The organism is Clostridium homopropionicum DSM 5847 (assembly GCF_001263795.1).
GTDB lineage: Bacteria > Bacillota > Clostridia > Clostridiales > Clostridiaceae > Clostridium_H > Clostridium_H homopropionicum.
In genome coordinates this window covers 134,616-155,104 of record NZ_LHUR01000018.1, presented here as the reverse complement: position 1 = coordinate 155,104, position 20,489 = coordinate 134,616, and the positions used below count along the sequence as shown (strand labels likewise).

Sequence of the window (20,489 nt, the reverse complement as noted above, 5' to 3'; positions counted from 1 at the left end):
CAAATTTATCAAGTGGTGTTGGAACTGCAATAGCTACTGCATCCACATCTTTAACAAAAGAGAAATTAGTAGTAGCTTTTATTTTACCTTCTTTAACTAAATTTTCTAAATCCTCATCTAAAATATCCCCAATATAGTTATGTCCTTCATTTACCAAGTTTACCTTTTTTTCTTGAACATCAAAGCCTATTACAGCATATCCTGCTCTTGCTTTTTCTACAGCTAGGGGCAATCCTACATAACCTAGCCCAACAACTCCTAGCTTTGCAGTTCTGTTTTTAAGTTTTGATAAAAGTTCATCCTTTAATATTGACATTATTTTTCCTCCCAAATAGTAAAATAATTTATTGTTTTCTTTTATAAGTAGGAACTTTTTCCTCTAATAGCTCTATAATATTTTCTCTATCCTTTTCAATAACATTTTTAAATTCTTCAATTGATTTTTCTACATAATCAATATCAAATCCCATAGGCTTTTCTACAAAAATTTTCTCATGCTCTGTAGAAGTAAGTGCAACTTCATCCATTAATAATTCTTCGTATAACTTTTCACCAGGTCTAAGGCCACTATATTCTATTTTTATATCTACATCTGGTTTTAAACCGGATAATCTTATTAAGTCTCTTGCTAAATCTACAATTTTAACTGGCTCTCCCATATCAAGCACAAATATTTCTCCACCTTTTGCCATTGCTCCTGCTTGAATAACTAATTGTGCTGCTTCAGGAATAGTCATAAAAAATCTATTTATTTCTGGATGAGTAACAGTAATTGGACCTCCTTGCATGATTTGTTTTTTGAAAAGAGGAATAACTGACCCGTTACTGCCTAATACATTCCCAAATCTAACTGCTACGTATTCCGTTTCACTGCCTTTATCGAAGGCTTGAATAATTTTCTCACAAAATCTTTTTGTAGCTCCCATAACATTTGTCGGATTTACAGCTTTATCAGTGCTTATTTGAACAAATCTTCTAACATTATACATATGGCTACATTTTACCACATTATAGGTACCAATAATATTATTTTTTATTGCCTCTGCTGCATTATCCTCCATAAGTGGAACGTGTTTATGTGCAGCAGCATGGAATACTACATATGGTCTATATTTCTCAAAAATTTCTTTTAATCTTTCAAAATCCCTTATTGAAGCAATTACAACAGCTAAATCTAAGTCTGGATATTTATACTTAAGCTCCATTTGAAGATCATAAGCATTATTTTCATATATATCTAAAATAATAAGTTTCTTAGGCTTAAACTTAACTATTTGTCTACAAAGTTCAGAACCTATAGAACCTCCTCCGCCAGTAACCATAACTACTTTATTTAAAATGTATTCATTAATATTTTCATTGTTTAATTTAACTGGAGGCCTTCCAAGAAGATCATTAATATCAACATCTCTCAATTGGCTAATATTAACATCACCATTAATTATTTCATATATTCCCGGAAGAGTTTTAAGCTTACATCCTGTTTTTTTACATATGTTATAAATATCTTTTCTTTCCTGAAATGGTGCAGAAGGTAAAGCAATGAATATTTCTTCAACATTATATTTCTTGCATATATCTTCTATATCTTCTCTTCCACCTAATATTTTTATACTATTAATTACATGTCCAACTTTATATTCATCATCATCTACTAAACCAACAATATCATAATTTAGGGAATTATGCTTTTTTACTTCTTTTATTAGCATAGCTCCTGCATCTCCAGCACCAACAATGAGAAGTTTAGATTTTTTTTCATTCATGGTAGAATTATTTTCATTTTTTTCCATAATTCTATACAAGAATCTAGTTCCACCTAAAGCACCAACACTTAAAACCCAGAATATTATATGTACAGTAGCTGGAAATCTATAATGCATAAGTTTTAGTAATGAATAGTTAATTGTATAACTATACAAAATAAAAATTATATTTGTTAGGGTAACTGAGTATACTATTGAAAGCAATTCTCCTATTGAAGCATATTTCCATATAAAATCATATAGATTAAATAATCTGTTACAAAAGATAGTTATTAGTATGACCGGAATAATTGAAAATTTAAAAAACAATATATATTCACTAGGAATCTTAAAGTCGAATCTTAATAATAAAGCAAAATACAAAAAAAATGTAACTAGAATAGTATCGTATATTAAAAACTTTTTATTACTTTTCAAATTACCACATCCTTAAGTTGTAATTGAATATGCCCTTAATTATTTTACATCATTTATAGAAATATTCAATGTTTTTTATTTATAAATATGAATTAACAAGACATGTTTCATGCATAAAATTTAATTTATGTATGAAACATGTCTATTATATCATAAAAATATAAGATTTTATTATATATTATTTTGTACTTTCTGTGAATTTATATCATAAAGTCATTATATAATACTTATTATTCTTCTTTTAATTCATTTAATATTTGCTCTAATTCTTTTACCACTTCGTCATTTTTGTCTAGTGTTTTAGCTATTTCTAAATGGATTTTCGCTTGTCTTATGTCTCCTGAATTTAAATAGCACATAACTAAATTTGTACATACTTCAACAGATTTAGTTACTTCAAATACTTTTCTTAAATACTTTATTGCCAAATCAAAGTCTTCTAAACAAGCATAATTAATAGCTAGTTCGTTAAAAGCTTCTGGGAAGGAGTTATCAATTTCTATTGACTTTTCTAAGTAGTATATTGCCTTGTTGAAGTTCTCTAGTATCCTATAACCAATTGCAATATAAAAATATATTTCTGCACTATCTCCCATTTGATTGAGCAAAGGAATCAGAATTCCTAATGCTTTTTCGGGGTCTTCATATACAAGTTCTTTACCATTTTTATAAGCATTAATAAGGTTTAAGGAGCTTTTAAACTCTAAAACTTCTTCAGTTTTTTTACCACCTGCCGAAATATAAGAATTAATGCTGTACAGTGCACCTTCATAGTCACCTTTTTCCTGTTTTATGATTCCTTCATAGTAATAAGGTAAGGCAAAATTCTTTATCTCTTTTGCTTCCTCAATAATTTCTATTTCTTCATCAATGTATTCATCATTTGTGCTTCTTAGATTTTCTAATAAGTTTATTAATTTTTCGTAAATTTCAGCTGTAGCTTCAATCTTTGAAAGCCCTTTTAGAAGAATATATCCATCTTCATATTTTTTTAACTTTACTAATTCTGCTATCTTACCTTTAATATATTCTTTTGAATTTGGAACATTATTAATAATATTTAAATATAATCTATTATACTTAAACTCTTCATCTGCTCCTAATACATAAAACATACCTTCTATGAAAAACCCAACAGGTATACTACTAACATCTTCATCTTTATTAACCTTTTCAATTATGTTTTCTGACACTATGGGTAAATAAAATTCTCCCACTTCATTAATTTTGATTTTAAATATGCTCTCAATTCTTTCTTTCTTTACTTCTAAAAATAGAAGCAAAGAAAGCTTATTTTTCATTTCTGTTTTTACTGTCATTTTATCCACCTTATATTTTTTAATTTATTCAGAGAAATCACAAGAATTTTCTATAATATTCATAACTGAATTTTTAAACATATTCATTTTATATTCTGCATCTTCTTTTGATTTACCAACTACCGACATATATATTTTCATCTTTGGCTCAGTTCCAGAAGGTCTAGCAACAAAGCTTGATTTATCTTCTAATATAAATTTTATAACATTTGATTCTGGAAGATTAATTATTTTTTCTGTAAGATTTAGCAAATCTTTTTCTAGTCCTGCCATATAGTCTAATTTTTTAGCAATTTTAATCCCATTTATTTCAACCTTCATGGAATGTCTTAAAGCCTCTAGGGTTTTGCTTATCTTCTCTTGCCCTATTTTTCCTTCTAAATCAATTGATACAAGGTCTTCTTTAAAAAATCCATACTTTTCATATAAATTTAATAAAACTTCATATAAGTTTAACCCATTTTTCTTGTAGTACGCTGCCATTTCACAAATTAGCATAGCTGCAATAACTGCATCCTTGTCTCTTACAAAGTCTCCAGCTAGGTAACCATAGCTTTCCTCAAAACCGAATATAAATTTCTTTTCTTCATCCTCTGAAAACTCTTTTATCTTTTCTCCTATATACTTAAATCCTGTTAACACATCCATTATTTCAATATTAAATTCTTTAGCAATTTCTGCTGCCATTTCAGTAGTTACAATAGTTTTTATTACTACTCCATTGCTTGGAAGAATATTAAATTCCTTTAAAGTAGATAGGATATAATTTGTTAAAAGTATTCCCATCATGTTACCATTAAGAATTTTATATTCTCCATTTTTATCTCTCACAATAGTTCCAATTCTGTCGCAATCCGGATCAGTTCCGAAAATAATATCTGGTTTTATTTCTTCAGCCATTTTCATGGCAAGTGAGAACACCTGAGGCACTTCAGGATTTGGATATTTAGCAGTCGGGAAAGTTCCATCTGGATGCTCTTGTTCTGAAACCACCCATAAATTGCTGTAACCCAACTCACTTAAAATCCTTCTAACTGGTATATTTCCACTGCCGTGTAAAGGAGTATAGATTATTTTCAAATTTTTTGCTTCTGTTTGAATAATTCCCTTCCTCATACTTAAGGATTTTACTTTTTCAATATATAATTTGTCAATCTTTTCTCCAATTACTTCTAATAAGCCTTTATTTGAAGCTTCTTCTAAGCTAATAGATCTTACCTTATTAAAGTTATCTACCTTATTTATAAATGAAGTAATCTCCTTTGCTGCAACATCAGTTACTTGTCCACCATCTTCTCCATATACTTTATAGCCATTATATTCCTTCGGATTATGGGAAGCAGTAACAACTATGCCTGCTTTACTCTTTAAATTTCTAACAGTAAAAGACAATTCAGGTGTTGGTCTTAAGCTTTCGAATAGATATACTTTTATACCATTGGCGCATAATATTGAAGCTGCTCTTTCTGCAAATTCTTTTGACATTATTCTCGAATCATAAGCAATGCTTACAGAAATACTCCTTTGTCCTTTATATTTTTCTAGTAAATAGTAAGCTAAGCCTTGTGTAGCTTTTCCAACAGTATAGACATTTATTCTATTAGAACCTACCCCTATGATACCTCTAAGACCACCTGTTCCAAATTCCAATTCTTTATAAAATCTATCTTCTAAATCCTTTTCATCTATGATAGCATTAATTTCTTCCTTAGTTTTCTCATCAATGCTTTCTGACTCTAGCCAAGAATTATAAATTTCATAATAATTCATTCTTAAATCCTCCTCACAATCAATAAAATAATTATACTATAAAAGGTAAAAATAGAACAATTATTTATAAAATTTTAATACTAAAGACTGCCTTTCAGCAGTCTCTAAAATAATTGGCTATTCTATTGTTGAGTCTTTTCATTTACATTTGAGATTGTATTTATCTCCTCTTGATCTGAGAAACTTACTCCTGACTTACTTACAACAGCTAAAACGGAATTAATATCATCTAAAAATGTTATTTCTTTTGCCAATTCAAGATCAGCTATTCTAAATACATCACCTATCTGCATTTTAGAAACATCAACATTTACAACCTTAGGTATATCGTTATATTTACCTTGAATTTTTACATTGTTTCTTTCCTTTTGAATTATTCCTCCATTTTTAGCAGCTATACTTTCACCAACAAATACTATTGGGACTTCTGTTTGAATTACATTTTGATCGTTTATTTCCTGTAAATCAATATGTATTATCTTTTGAGTTACAGGTTCTTTTTGTAATTCCTTTATTAGTGCCTTGTGTTCACTTTTGTTTATTATTAAACTTATAGCAGAGTGTTCTCCCTGCATTTGGATTTCTCTGTTAAAATCTAAATCTGCTACTTCAAACATTATATTACCTAGGCTTGAACTATATAAAACACCAGGAATCTTTCCCATTCTTCTAGATCTTCTTGCAGAATGAGAACTAGATTTTATTCTTTTCTCACATTTCAATGTTTCCATTATTATCCCTCCTTATCCTCTCTTATTATGGTCAAAAGGGATAATAATATACATTGTTTAAGAATTTTATGAGGTAAAATTCTTAGTAACCAGTAACCAATTCCCGGTAACCAGTTTTTATTAATTCACTGGCAACTGGTTACTGGTCACGGGTTACTTTAAAAAATGCGTCGCATTTTTAATATATAACTCTTCCATCTACATCCTTAATATCTTTACATCCTGTTAGAATCATAGCAGCCTTTAGGTCATCTTTTAATTTATCAACATACATCTTAACACCCTCTCTTTGTCCACCAAAAGAAGCTGTTACAAATGGTCTTCCTATTAATACAGCATCTGCTCCAAGTCCTATCATTTTTAATATATCTACACCATTTCTTACTCCACCATCAGCTAAGATTGTAACTTTTCCTTTTACTTTAGAAGCTATCTCAGGAAGTACATCTGCAACACCTGGAGTTTGATCAAGTACTCTTCCTCCATGGTTTGATACTACAATAGCATCTACTCCTGCTTCTACAGCAAGTTCTGCTTCATCTGGAGTCATAATTCCTTTTAATATAAATGGTAGTCTTGTGCTCTTAACTATTTCTTTAATTTCTTCAACTGTTTTTGGCATTACTGGTTTTCCATGCAATGCAAGAGTTATAAGTCCACAAGCATCAATATCCATTCCAACTGCAAAAGCACCAGCTTCTTCTGCCAATTTTATTTTATTTATAACATTTTCGTTAGCCCAAGGTTTAATAATAGCAATACCTTGTCCATTAAACTTTTTTAATTGTTCCAAATTCGTAGTTAAAAATGAATCCACCGCTGTATCTCCTACCATTGGATAGATTCCTGCATCTAAACAGCCTCCAATAACCCAAGATATGTATTCTTCTTCAGTGAATTTACCCCCCATGTTTAAAGTAGTTCCTGATACTGGTGCTGCCAAAAGTGGTATATCCATCTTCTTACCAAAAAGTTCTATTGATGTATCTGGATTCTTAGCTCCATGAATTACTCTCATATTAAGTTTGTATGCATTCAATGCTTCAAAGTTTTCCTTAAAAGCTGAACCAGTTCCTTTTCCACCCATCCCTGGGACTTCACCTGCACAAACAACTCCATTACATGATGTACAAACTCGACAGCTGCCATTTAAGTTTTCTTTAGCCTTCTTAAGCATTTCTTTATAATCCATAAAAATTACCTCCCGCATTTATATCTTTTTCAGATATAACTTTTATTTGATTATTAATTAATAGCTCTGCAGTAACTCCATTTCCTTTAATTAACTTGCCCTCGAAAAGTCCATTATAAATTTCCCCGCATCCACAGGATGGACTATTTGCTTTCAAAATTGCAAGCTTAGCTCCAACACTCTTTGCAATTTTTAGGGTTTCATAGGCACCCTTAACAAATTGTTCTGTACTGTCCTTGCCTGTTTTACTAACAACCTTAGCTTTACCTTCTAACACATCTATTCCTGAACCACCTTGAATTTCTTGTGGCTCCCTTGGAGTTTCAAGTCCACCTAATTGTTCTGGACAAACTAGTACAGCATTACCTTCCTTAAAAATACTTAATACTTCTTCATTTAAATTACTTCCACCATTATATCTACAGTTAACGCCACAGAGGCATGCACTAATAATTATCATCTTATTTAGACCTCCAAGAATAATTATAAACCACTATAAACTATTTTTAAATAGTAATTAGTTATATTTTTCTACCTTATGTGATAATAAATAACCTTTATTCATTATTTTAGTTCTACAACTGTAACTCCTGTACCGCCTTCTCCATATTCACCTAATCTATAGCTATTTACATGTGGGTTACTTCTTAACATATCATTTATAGCTTTTCTAAGTATTCCTGTTCCCTTTCCATGTATAATAGTTACCTCATTAAGTCCTCCAATATAGGCATCATCAAGATATTTGTCAACTGTGTAAATAGCTTCCTGTGAGTCCATTCCTCTCAAATCTACTGATGTAGAAATAGATTTTAAATTAAGATTTAGACCTTTTTTATTAATTTTTTTATTTTCCACAACATTGCCCTTTATTTCTCTTAAATCCTTTATGTTTACACTTATTTTTAAAATTCCAGCTTGAACTTGAACTTCTCCTTTATTGTCTGGAGTAGTTAATACTATTACCTTTTTATCAAACTTAGGAAGGTAAACTTCTTGTCCCTCATACACTGTAGTAAGCTCTTCTCCCTGTTCCTTTTCCTTTTCCATACTGCTCTCTAATTTATTTATTTTATCTTTTAATTTTTTTCTATTTTCCTCTAAAGCCTGTCGAACATCAGAAGAGTATCCCATTCTTTCAAGCTCTCTTATATCTTTTAATATTTTATCAGCCTCTTCTTTGGCTTCTTTGATTATCTTCTTAGCTTCTTTTTGAGCTTCAATAATAGCCTTTTCTCTTATATTTTCAAATTTATCTAACTTTTCCTCATACTTTTCTTTTAGTTTAAATGCCTCTTTCTTAACATAAGCAGCTTCCGATGCATCTCTTTGAGCCTTAATATTTTTATCTTGAAGTGATTGAATTAAATCTTCAAATCTTAAAGTATCTTTAGAAATCCCACTTTTAGCATCCTCTATAATATAATCAGCTAAGCCTAATCTTCTTGAAATTTCAAAAGCATTAGATTTTCCTGGAATTCCTATAAGTAATTTGTATGTTGGTCTTAAGGTTTCTACATCAAATTCAACTGAAGCATTTTCAACTCCTTGAACTCTAAGAGCATATGCCTTTAATTCACTATAGTGAGTTGTTGCAACAATTTTTGTTCCTCTTTCTCTTAAATTTTCTAATATTGAAATAGCAAGAGCAGCCCCCTCAGTTGGATCTGTTCCAGCTCCTAGTTCATCAAATAAGGCTAGCGACTCATCATCAGCATTATTTATTATATTTACAATATTAGTCATATGAGAAGAAAATGTAGATAAGCTTTGTTCTATACTCTGCTCATCCCCAATATCAGCAAATACCTCTTTAAAAAAACTAATCTCTGAACCAGATCCAGCTGGAATCATAAGTCCACTCAATGCCATTATGTGAAGCAGGCCAACTGTTTTTAAAGTAACAGTTTTACCTCCAGTATTGGGTCCAGTTATTATTAATGAAGAAACTCCTTCATTTAAATACATATCATTTGTTACTACATCCTTTGGATTAATTAATGGATGTTTTGCTTTTAAAATATTAAAGTATCCTTCTTCATTTACATTAGGGCAAATTGCATTAATACTGCCAGCATATTTTGCTTTTGCAAATATAAAATCTAACTCCCAAATTATATTTGCATTACTTTTGATTAATTCTATATCCATATATACCTTAACTGAAAGCTCTCCAAGTATCTTCTCTATTTCTGCTTTTTCTTTTAATACCAATTCTTTTATTTCATTATTTAAGGTTACTAGACTCATAGGTTCTATATATAAAGTTGCTCCTGAGGAGCTTTGATCATGAACAAGTCCCGGAACTGATCCTTTATGTTCAACCTTTACAGGTAAAACATATCTTTCCCCTCTAACTGTATAGATATTTTCCTGAAGAAATTGTGAATAGGTCCTTACAAGTGAGTTTACCTTTGTTTTTACGGAACTTACCTTTTCCTTCAGGCTTCTTCTTATATTATAAAGTGCTGAACTTGCCCTATCGGATATTTCTTCTTCACTTATTATTGCATTAAATATCTCTTCCTCTAGATTTTTTAAAGGTTTCAATCCTTCACAAATATCTTCAATTATTCTAAAGCTCTCTTCTTCATCCTTTCTGCTAATATAGCTTTTAAATCTTCTACTGCATCTTAATAAATTTGCAATTCTTAAAAGCTCCACCGGTAATAATACAAATCCTCTTTCAGATTTTGCTATACCTTCTCTTATATCATAGATACCTTCAAAGGGCGGCATTCCTTTTTTTATCATTAACTCAAAAGCTTCTCTTGTTTCTTCTAAATGCTCTTTCACTTCATACAAATTGCTATAAGGCACCAAAGCATGAATTATATCTTTTCCAGCAGCAGTATTTGTATATTTTTTCAACTCTTCTTTTATTTTATTAAATTCTAGTACCTTTAAAGCTTTTTCATTCATCCTACTCTACTCCTCTTTTAAAGTGTCCTCTTGTATAATTCTTAAAATCTTCATCAAATTTTTCATCCATATAGGTCTTAAGTATTTTTACAGCTTCTTCATAAGTTTCATCTGTAAAATCAATTCTAAATGAATCTATTTTTAATTTTCTTAACTCCTGTAAATTAGGAATAAGATTTATTGCCACAGGATTGTATAAGTGGCTTCTACAAAATTTATCCGTTAAAATTCTAAATTCTGTTTCCTTTCGATCCTTTAAAATAAATTGACCCTTTTCACATGCATTTGTACAATTACTATCAATACTATCTTTTTTACCAAATAAGCTGCCTATAGGACAATACTCATTAACCATAAGCTCTGGTTTCCCATAAATAAGCTGATATGGTCTAATTGAAGTTTTAGATAACAAACTTTGTATTTCTTTTTTATTTAATTCTAAACTTAAAGTGGCAGCCTCAATATAGTCACTATAGCTATTCAATGCATAAGAATTGAATATATTTAATTTATAATCACCGATTATACTAATACTTCCGCTAAATTTCTTTATTATTCCTAAGTTTGAAGTAATTATTCCACAAATATTGCATATATTTTCTTCAATTATTGCACATATATACTCAAACTCATTTCTCACAATTGTAGGTATCCTTAAATATACTTTTTTGTCTTTAATATTTTTTATGTCCACATTACAATTCTTCATGAATATATCCACAGCTACATTCTCTATCTTAAACTTTTCTACAGCTCTTAAATGATCTGTTGAGCTTATTAATACTATCGTTGAATTCAACACGTTATTTTTTTGCAGCACTTTCTCAATATTAAAGTCTAAGCTTTCTATATGTTTTCTTGAATCCTTACTTATAATATCCTTGGTAATTTTATCCAATAATTCTCTGCGGCAAGAATTTATTAGAGAGATTGGTATAAATCCCTCTTCAAATTCAATAAAATTAATTGATTCAAAAGAAAAAGGTGTGTCTCCTGTTTTATTTAAATTTCTAATTAAATTTTCCTTATCTACTCCCTTTTTTAAAGGCTTTTGAACCTTTTCTCCACAGACCTCATAAGTTTTGTCTTTATAATTACCTCTTAAGATGAAAGGTTCACCAATTTTAAAAGTTACCTCTAAATTTATTTTATTTTTTCTATGATAAATATCTTTATAAGTATTACTTAATTCATCCATTAAGCTTATATCTAGAGTTTTATATAAAACATCTCCCGCTTTGTAGTTTACAGGTTTTATTTTTACAATTTCACCTATATAGGCTTCATCTACTTCTATATTATTTTTTTCTATTTTTGATATTGTAAATCCTTTATCTTCACTTCTAACACCATCTTTTACTTTGATGTTTTCTTCTAGCCTAATTGTGTGATCTTTATTTACTTTACCTAATAATATTCCTGTATTTCTAGGATGCCCATAAGACATAAGTTCTTTTCCTGGATTGCCATAAAGATATGCATTAGAAAATCCTTCTCTATTAAATAGTTGAGTAAGTTTCTTTTTTTCTGTAGAAACATTTTCTTTTCTTAGGTTCCCGTCAATAGCTTTTCTATAAGTTGAAACTACTCCAGCTACATATTCTGGTCTTTTCATTCTTCCTTCAATCTTTAAAGAACTAGTGCCGCTGTCAATAATATCTTCTATGTTTTCAAGAGTACATATATCCTTAGGACTCATTATGTATCCTTTTTTTATTTCATTATTTTCTTTATTAATTATTTCATAAGGAAGTCTACAGGGTTGAGCGCATCTTCCCCTATTTCCGCTTCTTCCTCCTATGATGCTACTCATGAGACATTGTCCAGAATAACAAATACATAGTGCACCGTGGATAAATATCTCTGTCTCTATCATTAATCCCTTTGAAATACGTTCTATCTCTTTTAATGATAGTTCTCTCGCTAATACTATTCTTTTAAATCCTAATTCCTTTAAGAATAATGCTCCCTCTCCATTATGTACTGTCATCTGAGTAGAAGCATGAATCTCAAAATTCGGGAAATTTTTCCCAATTAATTGTGCTAATCCAAAATCTTGAATAATTAAAGCATCTATCCCTATTTCATATAAAAGCTTAACATATTCCAATGCTTCTACTATTTCTTCTTCTTTTATAAGTATATTAAGGGTTACATATACCTTAATATTATACAAATGGCAGTATGAAACAGCCTTAATCATTTCCTCTTCATTAAAATTTGAAGCATAGGCTCTAGCAGAAAATTTATTTCCACCAATATATATAGCATCTGCACCATTTTGAACTGCAGCATAAAGACTTTCCATTGAACCTGCTGGAGCAAGCAATTCTATTTTTTTCATTTATATCTCCCCTAACATCTATATCAATTATACATTATAACAAAACAAGCTGATTCAAAACAACTAAAGTAACTTTTTCTTTAAATAAATCATAAGATAATAAAGTAATACTACAAGGAGGTAGCTTAATGTATTATAATAATACATTTTTCTATAATAATGTTAACCCTTACAATAGAATTCCCTTTTTTAGAGGTAGTGATACCATGGAAGACTCATCACTTCTAGCAGTAGCGAGAATAAACGGCAGTCCAACTTATCCTGAAATAAATGGTATAGTCTATTTTAAGGATGTGCCAGGTGGAACAGAAGTTTATGTATCTGTTACAGGCTTACCTGCATTTAAACCTGCTGAAGGGAATAATTCACAAGTTGGTCCTCATGGTTTTCACATACATGAAAATGGCTGTTGTAACATAGAAAATCCTAATGATCCATTTAAATGTGCTGGAGAACACTTTAATCCTACAAACCAGCCTCACGGAAATCATGCTGGAGATTTTCCTGTCTTATTTTCAAATAATGGAGTAGCTAGGATGAGTTTTTTTACTAATAAATTTAAAATTTCAGACATCATTGGTAAATCAGTAATTATTCATGAAAGTCCTGATGACTATAGGACTGAACCTGCTGGAAACTCCGGTAAAAGAATTGCCTGTGGAGTAATAAAAAAAGTATAAAAAAAATCGCTAATCCCTAATTTCTAACCGCTAAATATCTTACTTCTTGATATTTAATAGCGGCTAGTGACTAGAGATTAGCGATTAATTATTTTAGAATAAGTACTACAGGGCAATGGTCAGATCCAGTAACTTCATTGAGAATTTCAGAATCGATAACATCTCCTATCATATTTTCAGATACGAAATGATAATCTATTCTCCATCCTGCATTGTTTTCTCTAGCATTAAAACGGTAAGTCCACCACGAATACTTTATTTCATCTGGGTGAAAGTATCTAAATGTATCAAAATACCCTCTATTAATTATGTTATCCATCCATTCTCTTTCAATTGGTAGAAAACCAGAGGTTTTGCTATTTGCCTTTGGGTTTTTTAAATCGATTTCCTTATGAGCAGTATTATAATCCCCACAAATTAATAGCTTTTTACCTTCATTTTTTAAACCATCGCAATAATTGAACAATGCCTCGTAAAAATCTAGCTTGTACTTTAATCTTTCTTCATCCTTTTGTCCATTAGGAAAATAAATATTAAATAGAATGAAATCCTTATATTCACATATTAATATTCTTCCTTCTTTATCAAACTTTTCAATTCCAATGCCATATTGAATGGCAATTGGCTCTTCTTTAGTAAAAGTTGCTACTCCGCTATATCCCTTTTTTTCTGCACAAGAAAAATATGCTTTATATCCTTTAATACTTTTAAACTTTTCATCTATTTGATCTAATTGAATTTTGCTTTCTTGTATACATAATATATCAGGCTTTTCATCATAAATCCACTGAATAAAGCCTTTCTTTTCAATAGCTCTTAATCCATTTACATTCCATGAGTATACTTTCATATATTCCACTTCCTTTGACTTAACTTTTGTTATTTACATTTTACTCCTAAAGAGGTAAAAATCAAATTAATTTTTTATAAGTTTCATATAACTGATTTGTGTATTTCTCCCAAGTATATTCCTTTTTAACTAATTCCTTTAGTTTTTCAGCCTTGTGCATTTTTAACCCTGCTCTAATGCTTTCATAAATACTATTTTCATCATACGGATTGCAGTATATTGCTAAATCCTTAAAATACTCCTTTGCACATCCTTCTGAAGTTGTTACTATGTTACATCCACTTGCTGCAGCCTCAAGAGATGAAAATCCAGGCATTTCAAAAAATCCAGCTTTCACATGCAACTTTGCAAACCTATAAGCATTGTAAATGTTATAGCTATCCATAAATCCTAAGTACAGTACATTTTTATACTTCATGCACTCCTTATAATAGCTACTCTCTTTTATTCTACCAATTAAAAGCAGCTGAATATCTAACTCATTACATATTTTAGCAATTATATGTTGATTTTTCATTGAACAAATTTTACCTACGCTTAGTACATAAGAATTTAAATTATACCTTTCTCTAATGCTATATAAAGGAACTTGCTCATCCTCAACCTCTACTCCATTATAAATTACATTAAATTTCTTTTTTATATTAAAGTCTCTAATTATATTTTCTCTTTCACTTATACTATTAGTTATAATTGCAGTACTTCCCATAAATATTTCTTTTCTGTATGCATTACTAGCTTCCCATAGCTTTAACTTATCTTTATAATCCTTAAAAATAAGATATTTTTGGGGATTATGATATACAGGTGAAATAACTATTTTTTTCTTATACTTATGAGCTATTTTATAATAATTATAAATATCCCCTATCTTATTAATATTAAATAAATGAATGATGTCATAATTATAGTAATCAAAAATACATCCATTATTTATAGATACTTCTACTCCTAATTTATCTAAATATTTTGCTGTTTTCAATACTTGAGTTGAGTCTCCAGCAATATTTCTATTATAATCTTGCCTCGTACATAGCAGTACTTTCATATAGTGTTTATCCCCCTAAAAATTATTATAAAAATCCTAGTTTAAAATATCTCTATGCTTTATAATATTAAATTATCCGTCTCTTCATATCTTATAATGGGATAAAAATGAATAAATGAAGTTTTTTTACTAATATATAGATATGCCATTGTACTAAATTTGTGTTTTGCTTTTAGAAAGGATGTATTGAATATACTAAAATAGTAGACCCTGCTAAATGCAGGGCCTAAGATACTTCTATTTTTATTGTGGAATTTCTTCTGCAGCTACAGTGTATTGTGTTAAGCTTACATCCTCATCTCCCAAAGTAACTCCAGTTCCATTTACCGTAATTGTAATATAATATTCTGTTGTATCTTCTGTTGATTTTAAAGAAGGAGTATCTAAGAATAAAACAGGCACTTGATAACTAGTAGCTGCAGGAGTACCTACAATACCTGCAACAAGAGTATTATCAAAACTATATGCTAAATCAGTTAAAGCTGCATCTCTATAAACATTGATTGTTACTGAAACTTCATCAGTAACAGCTAAAAGTATACCAGCCAGACTTAATGAAAATATACCTTTAACTAAAGCCTTATCATTTCTATTTGCTAATTCTAATACTAAATTATCTAATAAAGTTTCTGTAGCAGGTACTAATGCTTGAGCAGTTGTACTTGCTGCGTAATCAAATGCCACATCAGTTTGTAATCTAAGACTTCTTGACACTTTTATTTCCCCTTTATCTTGAATTTAGATAACTAATAGTTACCTATATATATTATATGTACAAGCCAATTTTCGGTTACTCATTGAAATTTTAACGCTATTTTAAGCTAATAACTTTAGGTAAGCATAATTAATTAGTCCATTTGTAACACCTAAATTTTTCCTATTGAATATAATAAATTAGTATATTAATAACTGGAGGTACTATCATGGAGACAGTTTATATAATAACTTTTTCTTCAACTAATAGCAGTTTAATGCTATATAAAATTTTAAAAGATTCCAAAATGAAAGTTACTATGATACAAACACCTTGTAAACTTTCAGCAGGATGTTCAAGAGCATTAGAAATTAAACAATTAGACTTGAGTAAAGCAATTGAGAAAATTAACAATTTTAATATAGAAATTCAGAGCATTTATAAAAAATTTATAAATCCAAAAACAAGACGCTACGAATATTTGGAAATTTCATGTTAGTAAATGTGGATTTTGTAGATAATTTATTTTTAAGGAGGATATATGATATATTTTGATAATGCTGCAACTTCTTTTCCTAAACCTACCTCTGTATATGATTCTGTAGATTATTGTCTTAGAAATTATTGTTCTAATCCTAATAGAGGTTCTCACAATCTTTCAATAAAATGTGAACTTAAAATAATTGAATGTCGAGAACGTTTAGCTAAGCTTTTGAATGTAGATGACCCAATGCAAATTGTGTTTACATCTAATGCCACTGATAGCTTAAATATTGCAATAAAAGGTGCGCTAAAACCTGGCGACCATGTTATAACTACTATGATTGAGCACAATTCTGTTTTACGTCCTTTAGAAAGTCTTAAAAAAATCGGAATAGAAACTACTTTTTTGCCTGTAGACTTATATGGATATATATCAATTGATGATATTAAAAATTCTATAAAGAAAAATACCAAGGCTATAATAATTAACCATGGTTCTAATGTTTTAGGAACTATTCAAGATATTGAAGTAATTGGTAGGTTATCTAAATCACTAGGTATATTGCTAATTGTAGATGGTGCACAAACTGTTGGCTATATAGATATTGATGTAAAAAAAATGAATATTGATATACTTGCTTTTCCAGGACACAAATCACTTTTTGGCTTGCAAGGTACTGGTGGTTTATATGTAAGCAAAGAAATTGACCTATTACCGCTTAAAGAAGGTGGTACAGGCAGTAATTCAAGTAGCTTACTCCAGCCATCTTTTATGCCTGACAAACTTGAAAGTGGAACAATGAATACTCCTGGAATTATAGGTTTAAGTGAAGGAGTTAATTTCCTTTTTACTGAGAATCTTATAAAAATAAGAGAGCACGAAATAGCCCTAATTAAATATCTTACTGAAGAATTATTAAAATTACCTTTTATCAATATATACGGTGAATTAGATGCTCCTAAAAAGACACCCGTTATATCCTTTAATGTGGAGGGCTTCGATAGTTCAGAAATGGGAGCATTTCTGAGTCAACACAATATTTGTGTTAGAACTGGTTATCACTGTGCTCCTATGATTCATAAAATCATTGGAACAGATAAAAGGGGTACTATACGTATTAGTCCAGGATATTTTAATTGTTTTAAAGATGTTGAAAATTTCATTGACACAATCATTCAAATTTTCAATATGCATTTTTAGATTTTATCTATATTTTAATTTTTGACTACTATATTTACTATATAAATGGAGGCCAGTTTAACATGAAAAATGAAGTCAGTTTATGTATGATTGTAAAGAATGAAGAGAAATATTTACCTCAATGTCTTAAAAGTATTAAAGATATTGTTGATGAAATAATTATTGTTGATACAGGCTCTACTGATAGAACTGTAGATATCGCTAAAAGCTTTGGTGCGAAAGTTTATTATTTTCAATGGAATAATAATTTTAGTGAAGCAAGAAATGAATCATTAAAACATGCTACAAAAGACTGGATATTGATTTTAGATGCTGATGATGAATTATATACCAAAGATCAAGAAAATCTTAAGGATTTACTAACTAAACAGTTGGACGAAAATGCAATTTACTTTTTTGAAACCTTAAACTACTATGGCAGCACTATTGATGATAATTCTATAACTGTAAATTTAAATCCACGACTTTTTAAAAACAATCAAGGAACTCATTATGAAGGAGAAATTCATAACCAGCTTGTTCATTCGGAAAATAAGTATAATTTAATTTATAAATTTGTACAGATTCATCACTATGGGTATATGGAAAACAGCATAAGTTCTAAGAATAAAAGAAATAGAAATATTACTCTTTTAAAAAAACAAATTGAAGAAAATCCAGATGATGTTTTTGCATATTTCAATCTTGGTACTGAATATGCAGCATTGAATGATGAAAGAACAGCATTAGAACACTATTATAAATCTTTTGAAAATTTTGACCCCCTTAATGGTTATAGTTTTCTACTAATCTTAAGAATAGCAATTTTAAATCACAAAATAAAAGATTATAATACTTCACTAAAATTTATAAATATAGGTATAGAACACTATCCAAAATTTACTGATTTGTACTTTTTAAAATCCCTTATCTTTAGAGATACAAATATGCCTATGTATCAAATAAAAGCATTAGAAAAATGTATTGAATTAGGTGAGCCTTCTCCTGACTTAAAGTGTTTTTATGGTGTAGGTACCTTTAAAGCGTATTATGAATTAGGCAATGCATATATAAAACTAAAAGACTATGATACAGCATATAATTATTTTATTGAAGCTATGAAGTCAAAACCTGATTTTATTGAGCCTATATACTGTATTGGTCATATATTAAAAATCCAAAATATCCCTATAGATGATTTTAAAAAAATTATAGAGAAATTTTTTATAGACTCTCCGAAAAGTAATTTTATTATTGCAAATTTATTTTATAATGAACAATACTATAAGACAGCCCTGGAGTATATAGAAAAATGTGAAAAAGCTAATATAAGTACAACTGACCTATTATTACTTAAGGCTAAGTGCCTTGTAATGACTGGTTACTTTAATGATTGTATTAATATAAAATGCATAGATGAAAAAAATTCATCTTATTTATATCTTAACATGTATAAAATCATAAGTAGTATATTAACTAATAATAATGTCAATGCTTTGTCTCTACTAAGTAACTTTAAAGAAGATACCTTATCTGGTCATGATAAAAAATTATTAAGAGTATATACCCAGTTTATAAATCTATTTATAAAAAAGCCTACTCTAATCATATCCGAAGAAGAAAATGAAGCTGATTATCTTCCAATAATATTAGAAATTTGTGAAATATTGCTTATAAATGATAAATTTGACGAACTAGCAATAGCTGTAAATTTATTGAACCTAGTAAATAATAAATTTGTATTGCTTAACCTTGGAAAATTGTATTATAAACATGGATATATTGACCTTGCCAAGAAAGAAATATTGCGGTCAATAAAAGAACTTGAAGTGTATGATAAAGAAGGATTAGAAATATTGATGCATTAACATTATATTATACACTGTTGTAGCTCTACTATCATATAATAATAGGAAAAAAATAAACTTTTAAGAGTTTTGAAAGCAATGATTAAACAAGGGGAGATAAAATTTGATAAGTATTAGTTTATGTATGATAGTAAAAGACGAAGAAGACACACTTAGTAGATGTTTAGACTCAGCAAAAGATTTAGTTGATGAAATCATTATAGTAGATACTGGTTCTGAAGATAAAACAAAAGAAATTTCAAAAAATTATACAGAATATATATATGACTTTCCTTGGATTGATGATTTTGCTGCAGCTAGAAACTTTTCTTTTAGTAAAGCGAATAAAGAATATATATTTTACCTAGATGCTGATGATGTGATACTGGAAGAAGATAGAGAAAAATTTAAGAATTTTAAAAAAGAATTAGACCCATCCATAGATTCTGTTACAATGAAATATAATGTAGGTTTTGATGAAGATGGAAATGTAACTTTTAGCTATAGACGGAATAGATTAGTGAAAAGAGAAAGAAATTTCAAGTGGTATGGTGCATGTCATAATTATTTAGAAGTATATGGCAACATAGTAAATAGCGATATTGCTATTAGTCATAAAAAAATACGCCAACAAACAAATCGTAACTTGAAAATTTATGAAAAAAAAATAGCTAGAGGTGAAGAATTTTCACCAAGAGATACTTTCTACTATGCTAATGAACTATACGATCATGAGATGTATGAAAAAGCTTTAGAAAACTATGATAACTATTTAAATATGAATGGTGGATGGCATCAAGATAAAGTCTATGCATGCGGAAAAGTGGCGGACTACTATCACTCAATTGGAGATTATGAAAATGCAATGAATTATAGTCTTAGATCGTTTAAATACGATTCGCCACATGCTGAACATTGCTGTAGACTTGGAAGCTACTTCAAGGAAAAAAACAACTTCAAGCAAGCAATATTTTGGTTTGAACTTGCTACAAAATTAGATATGCCCGAAGAGAATATGGGTTTTACCAGTAATGCATACTGGACCTGGGTTCCTCATATACAATTATGTGTTTGTTATGATAAATTAGGTAATCATGACTTAGCTTATGAGCATAACGAAATAGCCAGTAGTTATAATCCAAATAATAAAAGTGTTTTGTATAATAAAAAATACTTTGAAAAACTAGGTTATAGTTAAAAATAGACTGCACCATCAAAATCTGGTGTAGTTTTTATACTAATCTTG

At 29.3% G+C, this 20,489-nt stretch carries 17 protein-coding genes; 5 read left to right on the top strand and 12 right to left on the bottom strand.

What is annotated here, in order from left to right; all coding sequences use genetic code 11:
* The 9 genes from CLHOM_RS07225 to CLHOM_RS07185 all read right to left on the bottom strand — a co-directional run.
* Window positions 1-316: NAD(P)-binding domain-containing protein (locus tag CLHOM_RS07225; protein WP_242846745.1), on the bottom strand; the 316-nt coding region annotated here is incomplete at its 3' end.
* A 28-nt stretch (window positions 317-344) separates the two neighbouring features.
* Window positions 345-2,183, bottom strand: coding sequence for a polysaccharide biosynthesis protein (locus CLHOM_RS07220; RefSeq protein WP_052221023.1), 1,839 nt, complete (start codon window positions 2,181-2,183; stop codon window positions 345-347).
* 230 nt (window positions 2,184-2,413) lie between these two features.
* The gene (locus CLHOM_RS07215; RefSeq protein ID WP_052221022.1) at window positions 2,414-3,502 is read right to left on the bottom strand and encodes a capsular biosynthesis protein; all 1,089 of its coding nucleotides are present in this window, start codon (window positions 3,500-3,502) and stop codon (window positions 2,414-2,416) included.
* 24 nt (window positions 3,503-3,526) lie between these two features.
* The gene (locus tag CLHOM_RS07210; RefSeq protein ID WP_052221021.1) at window positions 3,527-5,272 is read right to left on the bottom strand and encodes a phospho-sugar mutase; all 1,746 of its coding nucleotides are present in this window, start codon (window positions 5,270-5,272) and stop codon (window positions 3,527-3,529) included.
* A 122-nt stretch (window positions 5,273-5,394) separates the two neighbouring features.
* Window positions 5,395-6,003 (bottom strand): 50S ribosomal protein L25, encoded by a 609-nt coding sequence (locus tag CLHOM_RS07205; protein ID WP_052221020.1) that lies wholly within the window; start codon window positions 6,001-6,003, stop codon window positions 5,395-5,397.
* 178 nt (window positions 6,004-6,181) lie between these two features.
* Window positions 6,182-7,195: an alpha-hydroxy-acid oxidizing protein gene (locus CLHOM_RS07200; protein WP_052221019.1), complete on the bottom strand. Its 1,014-nt coding sequence runs from the start codon at window positions 7,193-7,195 to the stop codon at window positions 6,182-6,184.
* Entirely contained in the window at window positions 7,185-7,655 is a 471-nt protein-coding gene (locus CLHOM_RS07195; protein ID WP_052221018.1) for a 2-thiouracil desulfurase family protein, read from the bottom strand. Before CLHOM_RS07195 ends, CLHOM_RS07200 begins: the two co-directional genes overlap by 11 nt.
* Before the next feature lie 104 nt (window positions 7,656-7,759).
* A complete protein-coding gene (locus CLHOM_RS07190; protein WP_052221017.1) occupies window positions 7,760-10,117 on the bottom strand; it encodes an endonuclease MutS2 in 2,358 nt (785 codons plus the stop codon).
* A gap of 1 nt (window position 10,118) precedes the next feature.
* Window positions 10,119-12,461: a U32 family peptidase gene (locus tag CLHOM_RS07185; RefSeq protein ID WP_052221016.1), complete on the bottom strand. Its 2,343-nt coding sequence runs from the start codon at window positions 12,459-12,461 to the stop codon at window positions 10,119-10,121.
* 206 nt (window positions 12,462-12,667) lie between these two features.
* On the opposite strand from CLHOM_RS07185, the gene CLHOM_RS07180 reads away from it, so the two are divergent.
* Entirely contained in the window at window positions 12,668-13,141 is a 474-nt protein-coding gene (locus tag CLHOM_RS07180; RefSeq protein WP_052221037.1) for a superoxide dismutase family protein, read from the top strand.
* A gap of 88 nt (window positions 13,142-13,229) precedes the next feature.
* Here the strand turns inward: CLHOM_RS07180 and CLHOM_RS07175 are convergent, their stop codons facing one another.
* The 3 genes from CLHOM_RS07175 to CLHOM_RS07165 all read right to left on the bottom strand — a co-directional run bounded on the left by CLHOM_RS07175 (window position 13,230) and on the right by CLHOM_RS07165 (window position 15,753).
* Window positions 13,230-13,991, bottom strand: a complete 762-nt coding sequence (locus tag CLHOM_RS07175; RefSeq protein WP_052221015.1) for an exodeoxyribonuclease III — start codon at window positions 13,989-13,991, stop codon at window positions 13,230-13,232.
* A 61-nt stretch (window positions 13,992-14,052) separates the two neighbouring features.
* Window positions 14,053-15,039 carry a glycosyltransferase family 4 protein gene (locus CLHOM_RS07170; protein ID WP_052221014.1) on the bottom strand — a complete coding sequence of 329 codons (987 nt, stop codon included), beginning with the start codon at window positions 15,037-15,039 and terminating at the stop codon, window positions 14,053-14,055.
* A 243-nt stretch (window positions 15,040-15,282) separates the two neighbouring features.
* Window positions 15,283-15,753, bottom strand: a complete 471-nt coding sequence (locus CLHOM_RS07165) for a hypothetical protein (protein ID WP_052221013.1) — start codon at window positions 15,751-15,753, stop codon at window positions 15,283-15,285.
* 209 nt (window positions 15,754-15,962) lie between these two features.
* Here CLHOM_RS07165 and CLHOM_RS07160 point away from each other — a divergent pair, with 209 nt between their 5' ends.
* The 4 genes from CLHOM_RS07160 (at window position 15,963) to CLHOM_RS07145 (ending at window position 20,441) form a co-directional block, all read left to right on the top strand.
* Entirely contained in the window at window positions 15,963-16,232 is a 270-nt protein-coding gene (locus CLHOM_RS07160) for a putative Se/S carrier protein (RefSeq protein WP_052221012.1), read from the top strand.
* 42 nt (window positions 16,233-16,274) lie between these two features.
* Window positions 16,275-17,417: an aminotransferase class V-fold PLP-dependent enzyme gene (locus CLHOM_RS07155; protein ID WP_052221011.1), complete on the top strand. Its 1,143-nt coding sequence runs from the start codon at window positions 16,275-16,277 to the stop codon at window positions 17,415-17,417.
* 62 nt (window positions 17,418-17,479) lie between these two features.
* Complete coding sequence (locus CLHOM_RS07150) at window positions 17,480-19,264, top strand: tetratricopeptide repeat-containing glycosyltransferase family 2 protein (RefSeq protein ID WP_052221010.1); 1,785 nt, start codon at window positions 17,480-17,482, stop codon at window positions 19,262-19,264.
* Window positions 19,265-19,367: 103 nt separating this feature from the next.
* Window positions 19,368-20,441: a tetratricopeptide repeat-containing glycosyltransferase family 2 protein gene (locus CLHOM_RS07145; protein ID WP_242846744.1), complete on the top strand. Its 1,074-nt coding sequence runs from the start codon at window positions 19,368-19,370 to the stop codon at window positions 20,439-20,441.
* Window positions 20,442-20,489 lie beyond the last annotated feature (48 nt).

Coding starts and splice junctions, on each gene's coding strand:
- CLHOM_RS07205 (WP_052221020.1), bottom strand. CDS start 6,003: ATGGAAACATTGAAATGTGAGAAAAGAATAAAATCTAGTTCTCATTCT.
- CLHOM_RS07200 (WP_052221019.1), bottom strand. CDS start 7,195: ATGGATTATAAAGAAATGCTTAAGAAGGCTAAAGAAAACTTAAATGGC.
- CLHOM_RS07195 (WP_052221018.1), bottom strand. CDS start 7,655: ATGATAATTATTAGTGCATGCCTCTGTGGCGTTAACTGTAGATATAAT.
- CLHOM_RS07215 (WP_052221022.1), bottom strand. CDS start 3,502: ATGACAGTAAAAACAGAAATGAAAAATAAGCTTTCTTTGCTTCTATTT.
- CLHOM_RS07170 (WP_052221014.1), bottom strand. CDS start 15,039: ATGAAAGTACTGCTATGTACGAGGCAAGATTATAATAGAAATATTGCT.
- CLHOM_RS07175 (WP_052221015.1), bottom strand. CDS start 13,991: ATGAAAGTATACTCATGGAATGTAAATGGATTAAGAGCTATTGAAAAG.
- CLHOM_RS07190 (WP_052221017.1), bottom strand. CDS start 10,117: ATGAATGAAAAAGCTTTAAAGGTACTAGAATTTAATAAAATAAAAGAA.
- CLHOM_RS07150 (WP_052221010.1), top strand. CDS start 17,480: ATGAAAAATGAAGTCAGTTTATGTATGATTGTAAAGAATGAAGAGAAA.
- CLHOM_RS07160 (WP_052221012.1), top strand. CDS start 15,963: ATGGAGACAGTTTATATAATAACTTTTTCTTCAACTAATAGCAGTTTA.
- CLHOM_RS07185 (WP_052221016.1), bottom strand. CDS start 12,461: ATGAAAAAAATAGAATTGCTTGCTCCAGCAGGTTCAATGGAAAGTCTT.
- CLHOM_RS07180 (WP_052221037.1), top strand. CDS start 12,668: ATGGAAGACTCATCACTTCTAGCAGTAGCGAGAATAAACGGCAGTCCA.
- CLHOM_RS07155 (WP_052221011.1), top strand. CDS start 16,275: ATGATATATTTTGATAATGCTGCAACTTCTTTTCCTAAACCTACCTCT.
- CLHOM_RS07210 (WP_052221021.1), bottom strand. CDS start 5,272: ATGAATTATTATGAAATTTATAATTCTTGGCTAGAGTCAGAAAGCATT.